Annotated in this window: 21 protein-coding genes and 3 pseudogenes; 12 read left to right on the forward strand and 12 right to left on the reverse strand. The window is 67.2% G+C overall.

Features of this window, described 5'->3' with window-relative positions:
• Positions 1–23 precede the first annotated feature (23 nt).
• Complete coding sequence (locus HDA39_RS41295; protein ID WP_238356282.1) at positions 24–572, forward strand: IS630 family transposase; 549 nt, start codon at positions 24–26, stop codon at positions 570–572.
• 80 nt (positions 573–652) lie between these two features.
• Here HDA39_RS41295 and HDA39_RS41300 read toward each other — a convergent pair whose 3' ends face one another.
• Entirely contained in the window at positions 653–1,186 is a 534-nt protein-coding gene (locus HDA39_RS41300; protein WP_184805138.1) for a TetR/AcrR family transcriptional regulator, read from the reverse strand.
• 84 nt (positions 1,187–1,270) lie between these two features.
• Here HDA39_RS41300 and HDA39_RS41305 point away from each other — a divergent pair, with 84 nt between their 5' ends.
• Both HDA39_RS41305 and HDA39_RS41310 read left to right on the forward strand, forming a co-directional pair.
• Positions 1,271–2,059: an SDR family NAD(P)-dependent oxidoreductase gene (locus tag HDA39_RS41305; RefSeq protein WP_184805141.1), complete on the forward strand. Its 789-nt coding sequence runs from the start codon at positions 1,271–1,273 to the stop codon at positions 2,057–2,059.
• Between the two features lie 74 nt (positions 2,060–2,133).
• Positions 2,134–2,292 (forward strand): hypothetical protein, encoded by a 159-nt coding sequence (locus HDA39_RS41310; RefSeq protein WP_184805144.1) that lies wholly within the window; start codon positions 2,134–2,136, stop codon positions 2,290–2,292.
• A gap of 172 nt (positions 2,293–2,464) precedes the next feature.
• Here HDA39_RS41310 and HDA39_RS41315 read toward each other — a convergent pair whose 3' ends face one another.
• The gene (locus tag HDA39_RS41315) at positions 2,465–2,623 is read right to left on the reverse strand and encodes a hypothetical protein (protein ID WP_184805148.1); all 159 of its coding nucleotides are present in this window, start codon (positions 2,621–2,623) and stop codon (positions 2,465–2,467) included.
• Between the two features lie 367 nt (positions 2,624–2,990).
• Here HDA39_RS41315 and HDA39_RS41320 point away from each other — a divergent pair, with 367 nt between their 5' ends.
• The gene (locus HDA39_RS41320) at positions 2,991–3,359 is read left to right on the forward strand and encodes an ABC transporter substrate-binding protein (RefSeq protein ID WP_337926110.1); all 369 of its coding nucleotides are present in this window, start codon (positions 2,991–2,993) and stop codon (positions 3,357–3,359) included.
• 27 nt (positions 3,360–3,386) lie between these two features.
• Here the strand turns inward: HDA39_RS41320 and HDA39_RS41325 are convergent, their stop codons facing one another.
• The 4 genes from HDA39_RS41325 to HDA39_RS41340 are packed head-to-tail and all read right to left on the reverse strand — an operon-like array spanning position 3,387 to position 6,517.
• A complete protein-coding gene (locus tag HDA39_RS41325) occupies positions 3,387–4,769 on the reverse strand; it encodes an FAD-binding oxidoreductase (RefSeq protein ID WP_184805150.1) in 1,383 nt (460 codons plus the stop codon).
• Positions 4,770–4,812: 43 nt separating this feature from the next.
• Positions 4,813–5,187, reverse strand: coding sequence for a nuclear transport factor 2 family protein (locus tag HDA39_RS41330; protein ID WP_184805152.1), 375 nt, complete (start codon positions 5,185–5,187; stop codon positions 4,813–4,815).
• Positions 5,188–5,224: 37 nt separating this feature from the next.
• Entirely contained in the window at positions 5,225–5,620 is a 396-nt protein-coding gene (locus HDA39_RS41335) for a RidA family protein (RefSeq protein ID WP_184805154.1), read from the reverse strand.
• A gap of 42 nt (positions 5,621–5,662) precedes the next feature.
• On the reverse strand, positions 5,663–6,517 hold the full coding sequence (locus HDA39_RS41340) for a TIGR03619 family F420-dependent LLM class oxidoreductase (protein WP_184805156.1): 855 nt from the start codon (positions 6,515–6,517) through the stop codon (positions 5,663–5,665).
• Positions 6,518–6,793: 276 nt separating this feature from the next.
• Between HDA39_RS41340 and HDA39_RS41345 the strand changes: the two genes are divergently transcribed.
• Positions 6,794–8,689, forward strand: coding sequence for a glycoside hydrolase family 127 protein (locus HDA39_RS41345; RefSeq protein ID WP_184805158.1), 1,896 nt, complete (start codon positions 6,794–6,796; stop codon positions 8,687–8,689).
• Positions 8,690–8,723: 34 nt separating this feature from the next.
• Here the strand turns inward: HDA39_RS41345 and HDA39_RS41350 are convergent, their stop codons facing one another.
• A complete protein-coding gene (locus HDA39_RS41350; protein ID WP_238356285.1) occupies positions 8,724–9,737 on the reverse strand; it encodes a LacI family DNA-binding transcriptional regulator in 1,014 nt (337 codons plus the stop codon).
• 252 nt (positions 9,738–9,989) lie between these two features.
• Here HDA39_RS41350 and HDA39_RS44190 point away from each other — a divergent pair.
• Positions 9,990–10,535 (forward strand): annotated as a pseudogene (locus HDA39_RS44190) (transposase); the annotation flags it as partial.
• Positions 10,536–10,584: 49 nt separating this feature from the next.
• Here the strand turns inward: HDA39_RS44190 and HDA39_RS44195 are convergent.
• Positions 10,585–10,977, reverse strand: coding sequence for a hypothetical protein (locus tag HDA39_RS44195; RefSeq protein ID WP_420488812.1), 393 nt, complete (start codon positions 10,975–10,977; stop codon positions 10,585–10,587).
• Between HDA39_RS44195 and HDA39_RS44200 the strand changes: the two genes are divergently transcribed.
• On the forward strand, positions 10,909–11,763 hold the full coding sequence (locus HDA39_RS44200; RefSeq protein ID WP_420488810.1) for a phosphotransferase family protein: 855 nt from the start codon (positions 10,909–10,911) through the stop codon (positions 11,761–11,763). The two genes, HDA39_RS44195 and HDA39_RS44200, sit on opposite strands and share 69 nt — an antisense overlap.
• Before the next feature lie 120 nt (positions 11,764–11,883).
• On the opposite strand, the pseudogene HDA39_RS44205 reads toward HDA39_RS44200, so the two are convergent.
• Positions 11,884–12,402: pseudogene (locus HDA39_RS44205) on the reverse strand (carotenoid oxygenase family protein); the annotation flags it as partial.
• Positions 12,403–12,677: 275 nt separating this feature from the next.
• On the opposite strand from HDA39_RS44205, the gene HDA39_RS41370 reads away from it, so the two are divergent.
• From HDA39_RS41370 to HDA39_RS41390, 5 genes are all read left to right on the forward strand, one after another.
• Positions 12,678–13,691, forward strand: a complete 1,014-nt coding sequence (locus HDA39_RS41370) for an alcohol dehydrogenase catalytic domain-containing protein (protein WP_184805162.1) — start codon at positions 12,678–12,680, stop codon at positions 13,689–13,691.
• The gene (locus tag HDA39_RS41375) at positions 13,688–14,686 is read left to right on the forward strand and encodes a Gfo/Idh/MocA family protein (protein ID WP_184805164.1); all 999 of its coding nucleotides are present in this window, start codon (positions 13,688–13,690) and stop codon (positions 14,684–14,686) included. The genes HDA39_RS41370 and HDA39_RS41375 overlap by 4 nt, the downstream gene beginning before the upstream one ends.
• Before the next feature lie 24 nt (positions 14,687–14,710).
• Entirely contained in the window at positions 14,711–16,108 is a 1,398-nt protein-coding gene (locus HDA39_RS41380) for an ABC transporter substrate-binding protein (RefSeq protein WP_184805166.1), read from the forward strand.
• A 98-nt stretch (positions 16,109–16,206) separates the two neighbouring features.
• Entirely contained in the window at positions 16,207–17,028 is an 822-nt protein-coding gene (locus HDA39_RS41385) for a carbohydrate ABC transporter permease (RefSeq protein WP_337926112.1), read from the forward strand.
• Between the two features lie 107 nt (positions 17,029–17,135).
• Positions 17,136–17,951 carry a carbohydrate ABC transporter permease gene (locus HDA39_RS41390; protein ID WP_202893287.1) on the forward strand — a complete coding sequence of 272 codons (816 nt, stop codon included), beginning with the start codon at positions 17,136–17,138 and terminating at the stop codon, positions 17,949–17,951.
• Between the two features lie 22 nt (positions 17,952–17,973).
• Here the strand turns inward: HDA39_RS41390 and HDA39_RS42940 are convergent, their stop codons facing one another.
• The 3 genes and pseudogenes from HDA39_RS42940 to HDA39_RS41405 form a co-directional block, all read right to left on the reverse strand.
• Positions 17,974–18,111: a hypothetical protein gene (locus HDA39_RS42940; RefSeq protein WP_238356288.1), complete on the reverse strand. Its 138-nt coding sequence runs from the start codon at positions 18,109–18,111 to the stop codon at positions 17,974–17,976.
• Between the two features lie 70 nt (positions 18,112–18,181).
• Positions 18,182–18,457, reverse strand: a pseudogene (locus HDA39_RS44210) (FCD domain-containing protein); the annotation flags it as partial.
• Positions 18,454–20,886 (reverse strand): ATP-binding protein, encoded by a 2,433-nt coding sequence (locus tag HDA39_RS41405; RefSeq protein WP_337926113.1) that lies wholly within the window; start codon positions 20,884–20,886, stop codon positions 18,454–18,456. The pseudogene HDA39_RS44210 and the gene HDA39_RS41405, both read right to left, overlap by 4 nt.
• Between the last annotated feature and the right edge of the window lie 7 nt (positions 20,887–20,893).

Consider the following 20,893-nt stretch of genomic DNA (forward strand, 5'->3'; position numbering starts at 1 on the left):
TGACTGCTGAGGAGCGTGAGCAGTTGACGCGCGATGTCCGGCGGGCCACTTCGGCCCAGGCGCTGGCCCTGCGGTCGAAAATCGTGTTGGCGTGCGCTGATGGGCTCGACAACAAGACGGTGGCCGACCAGGTGCGGTGCTCGGCGAACACGGTGTCCAAGTGGCGCAAGCGGTTCATCGAGCGGCGGCTGGATGGCCTGCTGGACCAGGAGCGTCCAGGTCGTCCCCGCACGATCAGCGTGGACCAGGTCGAGGACGTGATCGTCGCGACGCTGGAGTCCACGCCGGCGAACGCGACGCATTGGACCAGGTCGAAGATGGCCACGCGGACAGGCCTGTCCAAGACCACGATCGGCAAGATCTGGAAGGACTTCGGGCTCAAGCCCCACAAGGCCGACCACTTCAAGCTCTCCACCGACCCGTTGTTCATCGACAAGCTCTACGACGTGATGGGGCTGTACTTGAATCCGCCTGAGGCAGCGGTGGTGCTCTGTGTTGACGAGTTATGCAAGGCCTCGCATAACTCGCCTGATGTGAAGCCCACTAAGCTGAATGACCGAACTCAGGACTGAGGCTGACCGAGGTCGGTGTCCAGGCGGCGGCTGACTGCATCCACTTCGCGCAAGGGCCGCCGTTGCGCTGGTCACGGCCGTCAGCGGCCGCCGAGGGCGCCGAGGGTGGTTTGGACCAGGAGGTCGGGGCGGCCGTCGGGGTCGGTCAGCTCGGGGGCGTCGTCGGGGAGGAGGGCCACCTCGTGCATCAGGGCCAGGTAGACCTGGCGGCACCAGGCCGGGCGGGGGGCGGTGATCGTGCCGTCGGCGTACAGGCGGGTGAACAGGAGGTCCAGGCCGTCCCGGACCTCGGGCTCGGTCGACAGGCCGAGGCTGATCGAAAACGGGTGGCTTGCCTTGAGTTCGAAGACGATTTCCGTCACGCGGTGCAGGGCGATCAGGGGTGGCGCCGTGCGCACCCGGGCCTGCTCGAGCCCGAGCAGGTAGCGCTCGTGGAGCCCGGCGCGCATCGACTCCAGCAACACCTGGCGGGAGGCGAAGCGGCGGTGGACGGTGGCGCGGGCGACCCCTGCGGCGTCGCCGATGCGTTCCAAAGAGGCGTTCGGGTCGGCAGCGAGCACGTCTTCGGCGGCCTTGAGGATCCGGTACGTGCTTCGTTCCGCGTCCGCTCTCATCGTGGATCACTATACCGAGGCCGAAATGAGACGTCAGTGGCATAGTTATTGACATAACTGAGGCTTCCATGTTGCACTTAGGGTATGAATCTTGAACTGACAGGTAAGCGTGTTCTCGTCACCGGGGGGAGCAAGGGCATCGGCCTCGCGATCGTCCGGGCCTTCGTGGCTGAGGGTGCCTCGGTCACGACCGTGTCCCGGACCAGCACTCCCGAGCTCGAGGCCACCGGCGCCACGTTCGTGGCCGCCGACCTCGCCGAGCCGGACGGCCCGCGGCGCGCGGTCGAGACCGTGCTCGCTGCTGACCCCCGCCTGGATGTGCTGGTCAACAACGCCGGCGGCGGCATCATGAGCGACGGGTCGTTCACCGATCCGCTCGACGGAAGCGACGACGACTGGATCGGCACGTTCGCCCTGAACCTCAACGCCGCCGTGCGCACCACCCGGGCCGCGCTGCCCGCTCTGCTCAAAGCGCGGGGAGCCGTCGTCAGCATCAGCTCCGACAGCGCCTTGCGCCCCGGGGCGGCGCCGCTGCCCTACGCCACCGCCAAGGCCGCCCTCAACGCGTTCTCCCGCGGGCTGGCCGAGAAAGTGGGTGCGCAGGGTGTCCGGGTCAACGTGGTCACCCCGAGCGGCACGCGCACCGCCATCATGGAGGGCAAGGACGGCTTCGTCGCGCAGCTGGCCGCGCACCTGGACATGGACCACGCGGCACTGGTGGCCGCCATGCCCGGCCAGGGCGGCATGCTGACCGGCGCCCTGATCGAGCCGGACGAGATCGCCCGCGTGGTGCTGCTGCTGGCGTCCCCGACCATGCCCAGCGCGATCGGCGCGAACTGGCTCGTGGACGCCGGCGCCATGAAAACGGTTTAGTGCCGTCGTTGTCATGCGGGCGGTGGGGAGTTCCACGACGGGGATCACGGGAGCGGAGCTTCCGGATCGCGTCGTTGACCAAGACATTCACGTCCACGGCACTCGTGCTGACCCTGCGGGAGCTCGGCATCCCGCTGAGTACGCCCGCGCCCGGGCTGCTCCCCGGGGTCGGCGCCGGACTGGTGAGCCGACCCGGACCTGCAGCTCCCGCTGACTTCACCACCCCCATGTAAAGCGCGCCCTGTAGTGCATAACTGGTACCGCCGGGCGTTGGAGTGACAAGAGTGCACTGCCGGGTGGCGACGTACTGGGCGTAGGTGGTGGCTGCTCCGCGGACGTGGCGCTCGATGGTCTGGGTGGTGTATCCGAGTGCGTCGGCGATGATCGCGATCGGGGCGAGTTTGGTCAACTCGTGCAGAGTTCCCAGGCGGGCAGCGCGGGGGCCGAACAGCCGTTGGAGGCGTTCTCTGAGCTGATGTGCTGGCCGGGGTGGTAGCCGGGGAAGACCCAGTTGCTGTTCGGCTGGGCGGCGGTGTTGCTGGGAGCGGTGGCGGCACATTTCATGGCGAGATCAAACGGTCCTTTCGCGATGCCGCGCGGACGGTGCGGATCCCGCGCCGTCCGCAGGAGCTTCAGGGCGCGGTCGCGCGCGAACTGGGACCGCGCGGAATCACTGTCAACGCCCTCGCGCCAGGACTGGTGGACAACACACCGTTCTTCGGTGAACCACTGAGCGAGGAACGGCGACGGGCCTGAGCGGCTGAGACGGTGACCGGCCGGGTTGGCGGTTCAAACGACGTGATGCAAACGCTGCGCTGGCTTGCGTCCGAGGCCGCCGGCCACATCACGGCCCAGGTCATCCAAGTCAACGGTGGTGCGGAGAGTAGCCGCTGATTACCTCAGTCAGTCGACCGTTTCTCGGAGCCGCGGGGTGCCGGTCTTCGTGTACGACTCGGGGACCGACCAGCCGTTCACCTCCGGCAACCAGGTCCCGCCCAACGACATCATCCGGCTCGCCGGCGGACGCAACATCTTCGTCGACCTGGAGGCCCGCTGGATCCAGGTCAGCCGGGAGGCGGTCACCAAGGCGGCGCCGGAGGTCGTCATCATCCTCGACTACGGCAACCAGCTCGCGCAGAAGCAGCTCGACTTCCTGAAGACCTCCGCCCGGAACAAGAACCTCCCCACCGTCCGGAACAACCGGTTCTTCGTCCTCGGCTACAACGAAGGCATCAGCGGACCCCGCATCACCGATGGCTTGGAGAAGTTCGCCGCCTATCTGCGCGATCTCGACCGGTGAACGCCATCCTGAACGGCGGTGAGTTCCCTAGTCAGCCGAGAGCCATCCCGCTGTCAGCAGGATCCCGTTCGGGTCGTAACGCTCCGCAAGTTGCGCGAGCTTGCGCCGGGTGTCGTCGTCGTACGCGCTGGAGAATCCGCCCGGGTCTCCCGGTACGGCGAAGTTGACGAACGACGCGCCGTTCGACCAGGACGAGACACCGGCGAAGGTCTCGCTGATCGCCGAGGCTACGGCGTCACCCGGCAGACCAATCGCGGTCAGGGCATAGGGGAGCTCACGGTTGCTGAAGGCCCCTTCTTCACCGCGTGGGGCCGACAGAGCGCCGCCGAGACGGCGGATCTCGACGACCTTTAGCGGTGACTGAGAGTCCGGGCCGGCCACCTGGACGATCGCGTCGATGGCCTCGGTGGGCAGGCTCGTCAGCAGCCGCTGGTCCTGGGCCAACGGCATCGGCATCGCGGGTTCGGCGTGGATGTGCCCGATGTCGCGGTACGGCATCGTGCCGACGGAGTCCAGGATCGGTTTGACTCCTGCCGACCGGAGGGGAGCGAGCACGAGTTCGGATGCCTTCTGCGACAAGGTGCTGGCGAAGCGGACCGCGACGGTCAGGCGTCCCGCGAGAACCTCGGGTACGCCCGGTACGGCCGGCAGGTTAACCAGCGCGACGGAGGTCGTCACCTCGTCGGGTACGTTGGCCGACCACTCCGCCCAGGTGCGCAGGACCACCGATGCATCAGCTCCGTCGAAGTAGAGGGCGCCGCCCTGAAGCGTCTCCAGCCGCACGAGTTCGAGCTCGATCGCCGTGATGATGCCGACGGTGCCCTTGCCGCCCCGGAACGCCCAGAACAGCTCGGGGTGATCGGTGGCGGACACCCGTCGTACCTCTCCATCCGCGGTGACCACGTCGAGCGCCTGGACGTAATCGGACGACAGGCCGAAAGTCGTCACTAGCGGACCGACTCCGCCGCCGCTGATGAATCCCGCGACACTGACAGTGCCGGCGGATCCGAGGATCGGCGCAAGACCGTGCTCGGTCGCGGCGTCGATCAACTGCTGAGCGGTCACGCCAGCGCCGACCCGAGCGGTTCCCGCTGCGGCGTCGACCGAGCACTCCGACAGGCCGCCGGTGTGGACCAGCAGCACGTCGGCGCCCAGGCTCACTCCACCGTGCCCGGTGGCCTGAACGGCAAGCTTCAGCCGGTGCGCTGTGGCGAACCGAACCGCCTCGGCGACATCGCCGCTGTTGGCTGCCAGGACGACTGCCGCGGGGTTCACCACGGCGGTCAGGTTCCACGGTTCCGCCGTCTTGTACCCGGCGTCTTGGGGGAGGGCGACGGTTCCGGTCAGTCGCTGCCGTAGCGACTCCACCTCCGCAGTCAGCAAGTCGGAATCGTTTTCGGGGATATTCATCAGGTCCTCAATCTGTGGGGTGCGTCAGCGAACTGGCAGGCACTCACGAAGCGTTGAACACCGGTCCGGCGTCCATGTAGATCCTGTAGTCGATCACCAGGTCGTCCCGGAACCGCAGGATGTTGCAGCACGGCAGCCGCAGCTCGCGGCCGTCCTGGGTCAGGTAGTCCACCTCTACGACGATGACCGCAACGCCCTGCTCGGGCTCCCACAGGTCCAGTACGTCGTGGTGCACCCGGGCGACGAACTGGTTGTAGGCGCGACTGGCCGCCTCGATTCCGGTCCGGCCATGTACCGGCTCGGTGCTCCCGAACCGGAAGACGACATCATCGTGGCAGACGGCGACCAGCCGGTCGGTGTCCTGGGCGTCCGCCGCGGCCAGGACGGCGCGGGCCAGGTCGGGAATGTTCTTGCTCATAGCAACTTTCTGTGTAGGGGGCGGGCGGTCTTGAGGCTCAGAGGGCGGCGACGATGTCGATCTCGACCAGGAACAGTGGCGAGTAGAGCGAGGCGACCCCGACCAGGGTCTGGGCCGGCGGTGGCGTCGTGGCGCCTTGGCGAAGCGCTGCGAAGATCGCATCGACGACGTCCGGCCGATAGTCGGCGATGTAGATGGTCTCCTTGATCACCCGGGTCCGGTCGGTCCCGACGGCGGCGAGCGCGGTATCGATGTTGCGGACGATCTGCTCGGCCTGCAGCCCGTGATCACCTTCGCCGACCAGTTCACCGGCGGCGTTCCAGGCGACCTGTCCGGACAGGTAGACGAGGCCGGCCTGCTCGGCCACGACGGCGTGGCTGAGAACTCCGGGCACTGGGTGCAGGCCTGCAGGGTCGAGATGACGAAGCGACATGGTGACTACCGGAACCTTTCTGATCAGGACTTGGAAGCTTGGTCACGCACGCAGGGCGGCGAGCCGGTCGAGCTCGTCGAGGGCACGGTCCTCCTCGCGGGATCCGCCGATCTGTCCGTGGTTGACCAGCTCGAACAGCACCCGATCGACGCCGGCGTCCGCATAGGCGCGCAGGACTTCGGGGGTCTGCTCGGCGCCGTAGAGCGTCACCGAAGGCCGCGGCCGACCGAGATCCGCCGCACGGGAGCGCAGGTCGGCGATGCGGACCGCGAACTCGTCGACGTCGGATGCTCCGACCCCGATGGGCAGCCAGCCGTCACCGTGCGACAGCACCCGGTCAAGCACGCTCGGGCCGTAGCCGGCAATGAGCACCGGGGGCGCGTGCTCGGGCTTGGGCCAGGACCACACCGGGCCGAAGTCGACGAACTTGCCGTGGAACTGCGCCTCGTCGTTGGTCCAGACCGCGCGGATGGCCTCGATGTGCTCGAGCATCCGTAGGGTGCGCCGGCCGGAATCGACGCCGTGGTTGGCCATCTCCTCCACGTTCCAGCCCGGTCCGACGCCCAGTTCGAAACGCCCGCTGGAGAGCCGATCGAGGGAGGCGGTCTGCTTGGCCAGCACCAGCGGATGGTGCTGATTGATCAGCGCGATGCCGGTCCCTAGTTGCAGCGTGGTCGTTGCACCGGCGATCGCGGTCAGCGCGATCAGCGGGTCGTAGGTCCGCTTGTAGTGCTCGGGCAGCTCTCCGCCGGCCGGATACGGAGTGCGCCGGCTGAGCGGGATGTGGGTGTGCTCGGTGAGGAACAGGGCGTCGAAACCGCGCTCCTCCACCGCGCGGCCCAGCGCGACCGGCTGGATTCCGTAGTCGGACAGGAACGACACCACAGCGTGCTTCACTGCGCCTCCCTCGGTAGTTAAAGATTCAATCAATAGGGCTATTCTGCATCAGACGGCACTCGGACTCAAGCTCCGCTAGAGATCTCGCGGCGGTGCGACCCGGCTATCCGTTGCTGTCGGCAAGAAATTCTTCGCCATGGTGCGCGATCGGGTTCCACGTCTGGCCCCGACCGCAGGTTGACCGTGGCCGAGGAAACGACGGAAACATGTTGCCTAGCGTACCGCAGGTCTGCGACGATGGTGGTGCGAAGTCTGCGGTTGGTGAGGAGCGTGATGATGACATCGACAACGTCCGACGGCGCAGGTCCGGCAATGCCGATCGCGGCAACGGTGCTGCGGCCGTTGCCGCTGCGTGCCGTCCGCCTGGCCGGTGGTGTTCTCGGCGAGTTGCAGCAGACCAATGCGGCGGTGTCCATCCCGTCCGGGGCCGAACACCTCGACCAGCAGCAGGCATGGGACAACTACCGCAACGTCGCGAAGGACGTGACCGCCGCGCAGTACCACGGTCCGAACTACGAGGACGGTGAGGTGTACAAGTGGCTCGAGGCGGTCGCATGGGAGGTGGGCCGCTCCGAGGACGCGACGCTGCGCGAGTGGCTGCGAGCGCGGACGGAGTTGATCGCCGCGGCCCAGGACGACGACGGCTATCTCGGAACGTTCGTCCAGTCGGGCCAGCGCGATGAGCGCTACGGACGGCTGGACTTCGATCACGAGATCTTCAACATGGGTGCGCTGATCCAGTCGGCGGTCGCACAGTACCGGGCCACCAGCCGGACCGAGTTGCTCGACGTGGCCCTGAGGGCGGCCGATCACCTGCATCGGGAGTTCGGCACCGGTCCTGGCCAACGCGAAGGGTTCTGCGGTCACCCGGTCGCCGAGCTGGCCCTGGTCGAGCTCTACCGGACCACCGGTGAGCGGCGGTACCTCGACCTGGCGCGGTACTTCGTCGAGGCGCGTGGCCGGCTGTTGCTTGCCCCGGGCAACCCGCATCGGGCCGCCTATCTGTCCGACCGCGTCCCCGTGCGGGAAACCCGGACGCCGGAAGGTCATGCCGTTCGCGCCGTCTACCTGGCCGCCGGAGCCACCGACGTCGCGATCGAGACCGGTGACGAGGACCTGTTGGCGCGGCTGGAAGCTCAGTGGGACGCGATGGTGCAGACCAAGATGTACGTGAACGGCGGACTGGGCAGCCGCTGGAGCGGCGAGTCGTTCGGCAATCCGTACGAGCTGCCGTCGGACGTCGCGTACGGCGAGACGTGCGCGGCCGTCGCCGGCGTGCAGTGGAGCTGGCGACTGTTGCTCGCTACCGGCAAAGCGAAGTATGCCGAGCTGATCGAGTGGCAGCTCTACAACGCGATCCTGCCCGCGGTGTCGCTCGACCGAACGCGCTACTTCTACGTGAACGCGCTGCAGGTCCGTGCCGACTCCGATGACGCCGACGACAGGGCGCCGAGCAATGGCCGGCAGCACTGGTTCGGGACGAGTTGCTGCCCGACGAACCTGATGCGCACCTTCGCGTCCTTGCAGCACTACGTCGCGACGGTTGCCGACTCCACCCTCCAGATTCACCAGTACGCCGCCGGTACGGTCGACGCCGGCGAGCTGAGCGTGAGTGTCGAGACGGACTACCCGTCGACCGGTCGGGTCGTGCTGACGATCCGCGAGGCACCGACAACCGAAGCAGGCTTGGCATTGCGGATCCCCAGCTGGGCGCACGGGGCGGAGCTGACGATCGGCGACGAGACGCATCCCGGTGCCGCCGGCCAGTATTTGAAGGTCAGTCGTGTCTGGCAGCCCGGGGACAGGTTGGTGCTCCTGCTGCCGATGGCGCCGCGTTTCCTGTACGGGCACCCTCGGGTCGAAGGCACCCATGGGGCTGTGGCCCTCAGCCGTGGACCGCTCTTGTACGCCGTGGAGCAGGCGGACCATTCCGAGGTGGTCGACGACCTGGTCCTGACCGGTGCCTCGCTCACCGAGGCGCCAGTGGCTGACGGGCCGCCGGCGATTGCCACGATGGGCGCCGTCCAGACGCTGCCGACGCAGCTGTACGCCGACGAGCCCGCGCCGCTGGGAGCGGTCGTGCCCATGCGAGCCGTGCCGTACTACCAGTGGGGGAATCGTGAGCTCGGCCCGATGAAGGTCTGGCTGCCGTATCGCGGTCGGAGCAGCTGAGCGCCCTGATGTTTCGACGACCGAAAGACTGAGGCTAGCCGGCCGAGTCGTCGGTGGACGCTCGGACCACCAGCTGGCAGGGCACCCGCTCGAGCCCGCAGTGGGGCCGTCCTTCGATCGCGTCGAGCAGCCGCTGGGCAGCGGTCCGGCCGACATCGGCCAGTCTCATGTCCACCGACGTGAGCGGTGGTCGCGCGCCCTCGGCGATGAGCTCCCAGTTGTCCGTACCGGTGATCGCGACGTCCTCCGGGATCTGCCGGCCGAGTTCGCGCAGGGCATCCGCGCCACCGCGAGCCAGCAGGTCGCTGCCGAAATGGATCGCGTCGAGCTCAGGGTGCTCGCGGAGCAGGATGTGGGTGGCCTGCCGCCCCCACGCTTCGGTCCAGCCGCCGAACAACGCGCTGCCGGTCAGCTCGACGCCGGCGGCCGCGAGCGCCGCCGCGAAGCCGTCGTACCGGCGTTTGGTCGCGTCGAAGTAGTCGGGGCCGGTGATGTGCGCGATCCTGGTCCGCCCGATGCGCAGCAGGTGCTCGGCCGCCAGCCGACCGGAGGCGGTGTCGTCGACGACGACTGAGCAGTCGGTCTCGTCGGCCGACGGAGTGAGGGCGTACACGACCGGTACGTCGCCGGCGCCGGCCAGTGGCGGCCGCCGGTTCGAGCTGCGGCCGGTGACGATGAAACCGTCGACCTGCCGGCCGAGCAGCACCTCCACATAGTGCCGCTCCCGGATCCGGTCGCCGCGGCTGTCGCAGAGGAACACCGAGATCCGTCCCGCACCCAGCGCGTCCTCGGCGCCGAGCATCACCGGCACGCTGAACCGCTCGAAGCTGTCGGTGGTGATCATCCCGACGGTGTAGCTACGCCGCTCGAACACGCTGCGGGCCAGTGCGTTCGGCCGGAAGTCGATCTCCTCGGCCGCGGCGCGAATCCGGTCCCGGGTGGCCGCACTGATCTGGCCGGTGCCGTTCAGCGCCTTGGACACGGTGCCGGGGGACACGCCGGCTCTTGCCGCGACATCACGGACCGTTGCCCGCCGCTCGCTGTTCAACCGACCTCCCAAACTGGTTTCCGGAAACAACTGTATACCTTCGGTGGCCGGGTTCTCTGGCCCACAAGAGTGTCCGGTTGATCCTTCGGCCGACTGCTCCTATAAATAAGCAACGAGTTGCCGGGACGTTTCGGCACCAGGTGCGGTTGGCGCACCAAGAAGTCCGACATGCTAATGAAGGAGTCGACGGCGGGTCTGCAATCGCCGGCCTGCCCGGGGTCTGTCCTGCGCACCGTGGTGCCCGGGGTCGCGATGATCGCGGTCACCTCCGGGCTTGCGCGGGTACGGGTACGGGTTGTTGCTGCCGCAGACGCAAGCGGATCTGGGCATCACTTCGCGCAGTGCCGGTCTGATCGCCTCGGCGGCGTACGCCTCGTATCTGGTCGCCAACGTCGGCGTGGTCTGGTTGACCGTGCGGTGGGGCCAACGCTTGCCGATCGCGCTCGCCTCGGTGCTCGCCGTCAGCGGTATGGCCGCCGCCGCGACGGCCAGTACCCCGCTCGGTGCGGCGGTTGGCGCCGCGGCAGGGCTCGCGCTTCCTCCGTACGCCGACATCGTGGCTCAGCACGTTCCCGCGGCTCGTCGTCGGGCCCTGGCTTGGTCGACGATCAGCTATGGGGGATCAGTGACGACCGGCAGCGGTTCGCCGATGCCCGCGGAGTCAAGGCCTACGCCGGCTCCGCGCCCATCACCCGAGCCTCAGGCCGATCGATATCTGTCACCCACCGGCGAATCAAAAACAACCGCTTCGCCGCAGCCGGCTGGATGTGGGCCTTCGCCTCGATCGTGCACAACGAACACGCACGCGCACTACCAACGCCGCCGCGACCACGGCGACCGCCACTCCTCAGCCCTCCGGCACCTCTTCAACCGCCAGCTCGGACAGCTCTGGCACTGCCTGAAAAATGGCCAGCTCTACGACCCCGACCGCGCCTTCGCCCGCGAAGCAGAGACGGCGACCGAACCGCCCACGACAGCCGCTGCTTAAACGGCTCCTCACCATCGAGGGGCTAGTTGCGGCACCTACACGCCCGTGGAAAATGTTCACATGACGCCGGAGCTTAGCGCTGACACCCATCAGCTCGACCAGTATCGCGACCCGTCCGACGTAGCCCTCGTCCGTGACTTGGCCGCCGAAGTGGCCGCCCGCTACGGCGGCGACCTCACGCGGATGCGGCGAGCCAACGGATACTCGAACGCGACGTGGGTCGGTGACGGCGTCGCCGTTCGGATCGCGCATACACCCGTCGACATGGCTCGCGAGGCCGCGCTCGTGCGGGCTCTACCGAAAGGGGTCGGGCACCCAGAGATCCTCGGAGAGGGCACTGTCGAAGGCCACGGCTGGATCGTGACTGCGGAGGTTCGCGGCCAGAACCTGCACGAGGCATGGCCGACGCTGACGCCTGCGGAGCAGCAACAGGCGGTTCGTCAGCTGTGGGCTCGGGCCCGTATTGTGCACGACGCGAGCCCGTCTCTCAGGACGCATGTCGCCTCGCACGGGGGTTTCGTGCCTGCCACATTCGGCGATGGCACCGAGGCGGCTGAACGCGCCGACGTGGCGCTAGGGCTGTCCAGCGCCCAGCAGTCGCGGCTCCACGAAGTCATCGAAGGCTACTTCCGGGCTGCGCCCCTGGTCGAGCAGTCTGTCAACCACGGCGACCTCGCTCTGATGAACGCCCTGTGGGACGGCGAGGTCGTCGCTCTGCTGGACTTTGAGTTCGCCGTGCTCGGTCCGGTCGAGATCGACCTGTGCCGACTGGTGTGCGAGGCCCGCGTATCCGAGGAAGGCAAGCGCGTCGATGCGGAAGCAAGCGCGGCCGCGCTGGAGATCGCCGCTCGTCACATGGATCCGATTCATGGGCGCGCGCTGATCCACGGTGCCGCGGTTCTCGATCAGCTTCGCGACCTCGACATCTGGCTCGCCCATGACGGCGCCGACGAACGGGTCGAGGATTGGCGCCCCTGCCGTCTGCTGACGGATCTGCTCACCGCCGATGGGGGCTACCTCGCGCCCCTGCTCGGGTAACCGGTCCTGGTTGGCTCCTGTCTCATTGAACTCGCCGCGACCAGGCTCGACAGTTCCTTGGCGCAGGGGGCTCACTTGACGGCTAGCCTCATCGGAGGTCTTGTGGTCGGTCACGAACGGTGGTGTCACGGAATAGCCGAAGAAGTGCAGTTCACCGGTGGCCGGATCAGCCTTGGGGTGTGAGGTCATCGCGGTGGCGAGTCGACCGCCGAAGTCGCCGGTCCCTACGGTGTCCAGCTCCGGGGTGATCTCGTACGGGAGGCCGGCCTCGATCAGGGTCAGGATCTTGCCGGCGTGGGCGATGACGCTGGTGCTCGCTTCGACCGCGGCCAGGTCGATCTTCCCGTCTGGAGCCTGGTACGGCTTCCCGGCGAGCGCTTCCGTGCGTACCCAGCGGTTGCGGTACCACTTCGCGCGGCCACCCTCAAGGCGGATGCCGTGCACCATTCCGTGGCCGGAGAGCCAGTGCTTCGAGGGCTCGCCGGGCAGCGGGTTGGGGCCGTTACGCAGCAGGCGGCCGACCAGTTCGGGAGGCAGTGCTCCTTCGACCGGTAGGTCGACGGCGTCGATCTCGTCGTGGACCGGAGCGAGGTGGCCGGTCACGTGCTGGGGAACGGGTTTCGTCTCGAGGTTCGTCATGTTCTTGATTCAATCGTCGCTCGAGCACAAGGGCGGAGGGTTGAAACAGCCAGAAGGGGGCCACACCGGACCGGCCGCGCGAGCGCGCGCGTAGCTTGCCACCCGAACTGGCCTCTGACGCTGTTTCCGGAAACAAGTGTACTCAGTTTGGCAACGAATGTCCTTGTTGGATACGCCTGATGGTTGACCACCCAAGAACTCGCTCCTACAGTGAGGAAACATGTTGCCGCACCGCCCCCGGCGACCGCTTCCGCTACTCGGCGAAGGAGTCCGGCGTGCCTGTTCCCGCTGTGGTCCCCCGGTTCAGGGGTGACGCCCTGATCGAGTGGGCCGATCACGACTACCGCGATCCCGGCACCGGCGAGCTGCGGATCCGGATCGCCGCGAACGCGCTCTGTGGCACCGACCGGCACCAGTACCATGCCGGCAGCCCGATCGTGCCCGGGCACGAGGCCGCGGGCATCGTGGTCGATGCCGGTTCGGACACCACCACCCCGGTCGGCACCCGGGGCGTCATCTACCTGATGGACTACTGCGGCGAGTGCCGCAGCTGCCGGATCGGCGCCACCAACCAGTGCTTCGCCAAGCGTGGGGACGTCGGTCTGTCCACCGACGGTGGCTACGGGCCGTACGTCGTCGTCCACGAGACGAACTTCTTCGCGGTCGACGACAATCTCGATCTGGCGACCGCGACGATGCTGCTGGACGTGATGGGCACCAGCTCGCACGCGCTCGGCCGGGCCCAGCTGCTCCGGCCCGACATCGAGAGCATCTTCGTCGCCGGCGCCGGTCCGATCGGTCTCGGCGTGCTCGTGATGGCCAAGGTCCGCTTCGGCGACGACTTCCCGGTCTACCTGTCGGACGTCAGCACCTGGCGGCGGAAGTTCGCCGAGGACCTCGGCGCGGTGACGTTCGACGCTGGGGACCGGGCCGGAATCCTCGGGACCGGTGCCGACATGAGTTTCGACACGGCCGGGAAGGAAGCCGCGCGATCGCTGGCGCTGGCAGCCAGCAGCCGGCGCGGTGGGCTCATCTGCATCGGTCATGGCGAGGGTCTCGGTCTCGATGTGTCGGCCGATCTGATCGCGCCCGAACGCGCCGTCGCCGGCAGTGAGTACTTCCGCTTCGACGAGCTGCCGGAAAACCTCGAGCTGCTCAAACGCCACCAGGACTACCTCAGCCGGGTGATCACGCATTGGCTGCCGGTGAGCGAACTGGACAGCGCGTTCCGCCTGTTCTTCGCCGGGCAGACCGGCAAGGTGGTCGTCATCCAGGAGACAGGCGTATGAGCGACAACCTGCGTGTCGCCGTGGTCGGTGCGGGTGGGTGGGGTCGCGAGCATGCCCGGGTCTTCGCCCGTCGCCCCGATTGTGAACTGGTCGCGCTCGCCGCCCGTACGCCGGAGTCGGCGGCCAGGCGCGCAGCGGAGTACGGCGCCGCGCCGTACACCGATCTGGCCGCGATGCTCCGGGAGACCGAGCCGGACCTGGTCACCGTGTGCCTGCCGAACGAGGAACACTTCGAGCCCACCCGGTTCCTCCTCGAGTCAGGGGTGAATCTGCTGGTGGAGAAGCCTCTCGTGTTCGACCTGGCCGAGGCCGACGAGCTGCTCCGGCTGGCCGCGGAACGCGACCTCTTCTTCGGGATCAACTTCAACCACCGGTACGCCGAGCCGGTCGTCCGCGCTCGCGCGGCGATCAGCGACGGCCTGCTCGGCGAGTTGGTGTTCCTCACCTGGCGGTTCGGTGGGGAGCCGAATCACGGGAACTCGCCTCATGCGAACCTGATCGAGACCCAGTGCCACGGCTTCGACCTGCTCGAGCAGTTGGGCGGGCCGATCCGGTCGGTGGCCGCACAGATGACCGACCAGACCTACGGCGCCTACAGCACGGTCGCGTTGGCGCTGGCCTTCGAGTCCGGTGCGGTCGGCACGATGCTGGGCAGCTACGACTCGTCGTACGCCTATCCCGACAGTCAGTTGATCGAGATCAACGGGACCGCGGGGCGGGCCACGATCCACGACACCGTCCGCCGGCTCACTCTTTCCCGGGCCGGCGACGCGACCGCCAGCGTCTGGCAGCCGGGCTATTTCGACGACGAGGCGCGCTCGTTCGAAGCCACGTTCGACCGGCACGCCGACGCCGTCGTCACCGCGCTCCGGGCCGGCGGCCCACCACCCGTTCACGCGTCCGCCGGCCGGCGTGCGCTGCAGCTCGCCCAGGCCACGATCGCCTCGTTCGACCGGGGTGTGCGCGTCGACGTCGACGAGTTCGTTCGAGCCTGACCGTCACTGTTCCAGGAGGCACCCATGTCAGCACCGCACCCCATCGGCCGTAGACGGTTGCTCCAGCTCGGCGGGCTGGCCGCGCTGGGCAGCGCCGCGGCCGGCCTGTCCGGCTGCAGCGGAAAGTCGCTCGGCGACTCCGGCTCAGGATCCAGCTCCGGGGGCAAGCAGTTGCAGTTCATGTTCTGGGGATCGACCGCCGAGCAGAAGGCGATCGCGAACATGCTCAAGGGCTTCGAGAAGGAGAAGCCCGGCGTGACGGTGAAGCCGGTCTTCACTCCCGCGGACTACGACACCAAGCTGAACGCCCTGGTAGCCAGCAACCGGCAGCCCGACCTGTGCTACATGCAGGCTGCGATGGGCTACCGGCTGGCCGAGCAGGGCAAGCTGGTCAACCTCTATCCGTACTTCGACAAGTACCCCGACCTGGCGAACCGGTTGCCCGGCACCTACTTCTGGTGGGACAAGGGCAAGACCTACGGGACCCAGAGCGCGAACGAGATCATGTCGCTGTGGTACAGCAAGGCCGCCTTCGGCGACGCGGGCGTCGCCGTACCTCCGGCCGAAGCAGCGAAGGCCTGGAACTGGGACACCTTCGTCGACACGGCGTACAAGCTCACCGTCGACCAGGAGGGCAGGCACCCGGACGAAACCGGCTTCGACGCCAAGCGGATCCGCCAGTACGGCGTATCGGCCGGACTCGGCGCGACGGTCTGGCAACCCTTGTTGCTCAGCCGGGGGATCAACTTCACCGACGAGACCGCGACGAAGAGCATGCTGGATACCCCCGAGGCGATCGAGGTGTTCCAGGACCTGGCCGATCTGATGTTCAAGCACCGGGTCGCGCCGACGCCGGCGCAACTCGGCAACAACGCCCCGAGTACGACCGTACAGCTGAAGACCCGGCGCGTCGCGATGGTGATCGACGGGCAGTGGACGCTGCTCGACCTGAGCCAGGGCAACGTCGAGTTCGGGATGGGAGTGCTGCCCCGGTACGACAAGCCGATGACGATCACGCTCGGCGGGGCGACGGCGATCTTCGCGTCCACGAAACACGAGGAGGAAGCGGTCGAGCTGTACCTGCACCACGACAACCCGGAGAAGGTCGACCTGTTCAGCTCCGGGCTGTGGATGCCGCTGGAGAAGCGGTACTACACCGACCAGAAGGACATCGACGTGTGGACGCGCAACGACGCGCACCCACCCGAGTACCGGACCGCGGCGATCGACTACACGATCAACCACTCGGCGCCGTACTTCTACCAGAAGCTGCGCAACATCGAGGCGATCGACAAGGTGCTGACGCCCGCGATCCAGGTGATCCAGCAGGGCAAGACACCGGCCGCCGAAGTCCTGAAGCCGCTCGCTGCCAAGCTGAACGGTGGGCTGCTGAAGGGCACCTACCCGACCGACGGCAGATGACCGCGGCCACCGTGCGGAGCCCCAGCCGTCGAGGTGACCTGCTCAGGTCGGAACGGCGGTGGGGATGGTTGCTCGCGGCACCGGCCATCCTCGGGTTCGTGATCTTCACGATCGGGCCGATGGTCGCCTCGCTGGTGTTCAGCCTGACCGACTGGACCATCGGGGCTCCCGCGAAGTTCATCGGCCTCGACAACTACGACCGGCTGGCCGGTGACCCGCTGTTCTGGAAGTCCCTGAACGTCACCACCTATTACACCCTCGGCGTCGTACCGCTCACCCTGCTGGCCGGCTTCGTCGTCGCGCTCTTGCTGAACCAGGGGGTCCGCGGTCGTTCTTTCTGGCGCACGATCTACTACCTGCCCACGCTGGTACCGGCCGTGGCCAGTTCGGTGTTGTGGATCTGGATCTTCAACCCCGACTTCGGTCTGCTCAACAGCCTGCTGAGGCAGGGCGGACTACCGACGTCGAGCTGGATCTACGGCGAGCGGTCGGCCGTACCGTCGTTGATGCTGATGAGCGTCTGGGGTTTCGGCAACGCGATGGTGATCTTCCTGGCCGGGCTGCAGGGCGTTCCGCGGCACCTCTACGAGGCGGTCGCGATCGACGGCGGTGGGACCTGGGCCCGCTTCCGGCACGTCACGCTGCCGTTCATGACGCCGGTGATCTTCTACAACCTGGTGACCGGCGTCATCGGCACCTTCCAGGTCTTCAACCAGGCCTACATCATGACCCAGGGCGGGCCGAACAACGCGACCCAGTTCTACATCTACTACCTGTACACCAAGGCCTTCACCGACAGCGAGATCGGCTACGCCAGCGCGCTGGCCTGGGTGTTGTTCATCCTGGTGCTGGTGATCACGATTGCGCTGTTCCGCAATGCTCGCCGCTGGGTCTACTACGAGATCGGGGCAGCTCGATGACGACGACCAGAACCGCTCCCTCCACTGCGGCGACGCCTCCGCGGGGTCGCGGACCGCGACGCCGTTCGGCCCCTCGACCCGTCGGAGCCGGCTTCGCCGGGCGCCGGATGGCGCTGTGGATCGTGCTCGGTCTCGGCGGCGCGGTGATGATCCTGCCGTTCGTCTGGCTGGTCCGTAGCGCGCTGATGACCGACAACCAGATCTTCATCTCCCCACCCGAATGGCTCCCTGAGCCCTTCGCGTGGTCCAACTTCACCGGCGCGATGAGCTCGCGCCCCTTCGCCCGCTATTTCCTCAACACGATGATCATCGAGGTGCTGGTCGTCACCGGGACCGTGCTGACCTGCTCGCTGGCGGCGTTCAGCTTCTCCCGGCTGCGCTGGCGCGGCCGCAACCTCGTCTTCGGCCTGCTGCTCACCGGCGTCATGCTCCCGTACGCCGTCACGCTGATCCCGACGTTCGTCATGTGGGGTTCCCTCGGTGCCCTCGACACCTTCGTGCCGCTCACCTTGCCGGCCTGGTTCGCCGGAGCCGGGGGAGGGGTCTTCAACATCTTCCTCTTCCGCCAGTTCTTCCTCACGATCCCGTACGAGCTGGACGAAGCGGCCTACATCGACGGCGCCACCCCGTGGAAGGTGTTCTGGTCGGTGATCATGCCGCTGTCCAAGCCGGTCATCGTGGTGGTGGTGATCTTCACCTTCATCGGCGTGTGGAACGACTTCCTCGGCCCGCTGCTTTACCTGACCGACGACAGCAAGTTCACCCTCGCCCTCGGCCTGGCAGGCTTCCAGAGCACCTACACCGCCCAATGGGGATTCCTGATGGCGGCGTCCCTCGTGGTCATCCTCCCCATCACCTTGATCTTCTTCGCTCTGCAACGCTACTTCGTCGAAGGAGTGACCCTGACCGGCGTCAAGGGCTAACCAAATGGCTGATGTTGAAGCTTCAATGCCAACCGGCCACCACCCAGTCGTCGCGCGGCACCCGTGCTTCGGCGGACAGGTAGCCGCGCGCGATGGCCAGGCCGATGCCGCGGCTGGAACCGGTGACGAGCGCCAACCGCTCGGTCAGGCCGAAGATCATGGGCTGTTTTCGGGCCGAGGACCTCAACACGTGACGCCCGGACACGGGCGGGCGCTCCTGCTTCGGCAGCATTCGGATCCCGGGCCGCGATCGCGTCGACGACGCGTTCATGCCGTTGCAGCGATGCGGGAGTGTCGCCGGTGAAGAGCTGGTGGCGATCGGAGTACCGGGCATGCAGGGTGGCGATCAGCGCCTGTACCAGCTGGCTCAGCACCGCGTTCGCTGACCCTGGTCCCCGCACTGCTCGGCTTCTGGCCGATGCTCCCTCCAGCATCGTGCGGATTGGCGCGCGATGTCGTCCCCGAGGCCATGTCGCTCGGGAGTCCTGCGAGCGCAGAGGCTTCATCCAGCAGGCGGCGCCGACGAGTCCTCAGGCCGGTTCGGAGTGTAGAAGTGATTCGCGGCCGCAAGTACGGCGTCGATCCCGGAGTCGCGGCCCGCCTGCCATGCTTGGTGGAACTCGTCGGTCTGCAGTCTCGATCGGGCGACGCCGCAGTCTCGAGCTACGACGTCGAGCGTCGTCGGAAAGTCCAGTTTCACATGATGCTCTGCGGCCAAGGAGGCTGACGCGGCGAAGAGCTGGGTGCCCAGTTTCGGGTTCCCGAGCCGCACCGTGACTCCGGCCAGTGCCTCGACGATGAACGTCAGAGTCCAGCGGTTCTTGACTGCCACGGCCAAGTCGAGTGCCTCGAGCAGCAGCCCGGCGGCTTCGTCGAGCCGGCCCTGTCGCTCGACTGTGATGGCTCTGGCGTTGAGAACCGAACTGATCTCGAACGCCCCTCCGGCCTGTCGGGCGGCCGCCTCTGCCAGTCGCAACTGGCCATCGCTGTCCTCGACCTGCCCGGCCAGAAGTGCGATCTGGCCACCTGCCAAGCGGACGTAGGTGGTGAGCCAGGGTTCATCGAGCCGTGCGACAGCTTCTTCGGCCTGGATCAGCATGGTCTTCGCCATCGGGAGGTCACCGGCCATGAAGGCCGTCGAGGAGGCCAAGGTCGCGGCCTCGGCCGCGAGCCGGCCGTCTGCCAGGCGGCGGGCAAGCGAGAGTCCCGTTCGGGCACGGGCACATGCTGTCGCTGGATCGCTGTGATGCATCAATACTGCCTCGGCAACCAGTACACGGGCTCGGGTAGCGTCGTCGACAGGTGTTTCCGTGATGCGCCCGAGCCACGTCAGAGCCTCGCGGGAGTAGCCTCGGACAGCGAGGAAGACGGTGGTCAGTCGGATCAACTCCGCAGCGAGGGCGGGGTTCCCGGTGCCGATCAAATGGAGTACTGCGAGGCGGATACTGCAGATATCGGCCTCGAGGAGCTGGAAGGCCGTCACCTGATTGATGGTGTGCAGGTCGTCAGCAAGTCCCCGGATGACCTCGAGCATCCCCTTCGTCAGGTCGGCCGTTGTGGCGACCCTCTCTGTTGCTGACAGGCGTGCTGCAGCGTCCTGGCGGATGGGTTCGAGCAGGCGGAATCGATCGATCCCCTCAAGGTTCGCGGTGCGCAAGACGAGCGAGTGCTCGATCAGTTCGTAAAGGTCGTGCAGCGTGCCGGTCTGGTGGTTCCCGATCGCCTTCACGGTGGACAGCGAGAAGGTGCCTGAGCAGACCGACAGCCGCAGGAGCAGCGATCGAGCGGAGTCGGTCAATAGTTTATGGCTCCAGGTGATGGTCTCGTCCATGGTTCGTTGTCGCGTCGGTAGATCGCGCAGGCCGACGTCCGGTACGACGTCGAAACGGTCCGCCAGCGCAGTCGGTCCAAACAGCGCGGCCGCCGAAGCGGCGAGCTCGACGGCAAGCGGCAGTCCGTCAGATCGTTTGCAGAGAATCTCGACGGCGGCGCGAGTGCTGTTGTTCCACTCTCCGCCGGCCGCGACCAGACGCTCGCGGAAGAGGCTCATTGATTCTGCGTGGGTGAGCGGATGCACTGTGAACTCGCGCTCGTCGCGCAGCCGCAGTCGTGCCCGGCTGGTAGCGAGCACGACAAGGCTCGGGCACCGGCGCAGCAATCCTGCGAGCGAGGTCGACCAACCCATCAGGTGTTCGATGCCGTCGAGAATCAACAGCAGGTGACGATCCTCCATCAGCCTCGCCAGGCCGACGTCGTCGAAGACCGCGGTATCCGAGGTCTCGAGCCCACGCAGGATCGCAGGCACGATCCCGTCCGGCTTGTCGACCTGGGCGAGTTCGATCAATACGACACCACCCGGGAAACGATCGCGCACTCGCTCCGCGGCCATCAGCGCGACGGTTGTCTTCCCGACTCCACCGGGGCCGGTGAGGGTGAGAAGTTGGTGCCGTCGGCCCGCTAGTTCCTCACTCAGCGCGGAGACGATGCCGTCGCGGCCTACGACCGCGGTTGGGAGCCCCGGTAGCCCCGACCTTGGTCCCGACCCTGGAGTTGGAGGCGTACGGTGGGCGGACGTTCCACGCGGCGCGAGCATCGCAATCAGCCTGGCTCGCTCGTCATCGGCCAGCTCGAGGGCCGTCGCCAAGGCGCGGACAGTGTGCGGGTAGGGCGAGCGCCGCTCGCCCCGCTCCAGCGCGCCGATCGCTTTGACTGTTACACCGGCACGCTCTGCCAGTTCCTTCTGACTCCACGAGCGGGCTGTCCTCAGCTCGCGGAGGCGATGCGCGAATGTCGTCACGTTCAGTTCCCGCTGTAGCCCTTCGGCAGCTGTTACGCCACGAGTCGAGAGGCCCGATTCAAAGATGCGACCTGTTGGCCCGGACGCTGTGGGACAGAGGATTGAGAGATACGAAACCGGTTTCGTATGATCAGGCATAATAGCT

The sequence above is a fragment of the Kribbella italica genome (assembly GCF_014205135.1).
Lineage (GTDB): Bacteria > Actinomycetota > Actinomycetes > Propionibacteriales > Kribbellaceae > Kribbella > Kribbella italica.

What these genes read in the sequence shown, in the direction of transcription:
- HDA39_RS41300 (WP_184805138.1), bottom strand. Translation starts at nt 1,186, where the DNA reads ATGAGAGCGGACGCGGAACGAAGCACGTACCGGATCCTCAAGGCCGCC.
- HDA39_RS41305 (WP_184805141.1), top strand. Translation starts at nt 1,271, where the DNA reads ATGAATCTTGAACTGACAGGTAAGCGTGTTCTCGTCACCGGGGGGAGC.
- HDA39_RS41315 (WP_184805148.1), bottom strand. Translation starts at nt 2,623, where the DNA reads ATGAAATGTGCCGCCACCGCTCCCAGCAACACCGCCGCCCAGCCGAAC.
- HDA39_RS41325 (WP_184805150.1), bottom strand. Translation starts at nt 4,769, where the DNA reads ATGAATATCCCCGAAAACGATTCCGACTTGCTGACTGCGGAGGTGGAG.
- HDA39_RS41330 (WP_184805152.1), bottom strand. Translation starts at nt 5,187, where the DNA reads ATGAGCAAGAACATTCCCGACCTGGCCCGCGCCGTCCTGGCCGCGGCG.
- HDA39_RS41335 (WP_184805154.1), bottom strand. Translation starts at nt 5,620, where the DNA reads ATGTCGCTTCGTCATCTCGACCCTGCAGGCCTGCACCCAGTGCCCGGA.
- HDA39_RS41345 (WP_184805158.1), top strand. Translation starts at nt 6,794, where the DNA reads ATGACATCGACAACGTCCGACGGCGCAGGTCCGGCAATGCCGATCGCG.
- HDA39_RS44200 (WP_420488810.1), top strand. Translation starts at nt 10,909, where the DNA reads ATGCGGCGAGCCAACGGATACTCGAACGCGACGTGGGTCGGTGACGGC.
- HDA39_RS44195 (WP_420488812.1), bottom strand. Translation starts at nt 10,977, where the DNA reads ATGCGCGATCCGAACGGCGACGCCGTCACCGACCCACGTCGCGTTCGA.
- HDA39_RS41375 (WP_184805164.1), top strand. Translation starts at nt 13,688, where the DNA reads ATGAGCGACAACCTGCGTGTCGCCGTGGTCGGTGCGGGTGGGTGGGGT.
- HDA39_RS41380 (WP_184805166.1), top strand. Translation starts at nt 14,711, where the DNA reads ATGTCAGCACCGCACCCCATCGGCCGTAGACGGTTGCTCCAGCTCGGC.
- HDA39_RS41390 (WP_202893287.1), top strand. Translation starts at nt 17,136, where the DNA reads ATGGCGCTGTGGATCGTGCTCGGTCTCGGCGGCGCGGTGATGATCCTG.
- HDA39_RS42940 (WP_238356288.1), bottom strand. Translation starts at nt 18,111, where the DNA reads ATGATCTTCGGCCTGACCGAGCGGTTGGCGCTCGTCACCGGTTCCAGC.
- HDA39_RS41405 (WP_337926113.1), bottom strand. Translation starts at nt 20,886, where the DNA reads ATGCCTGATCATACGAAACCGGTTTCGTATCTCTCAATCCTCTGTCCC.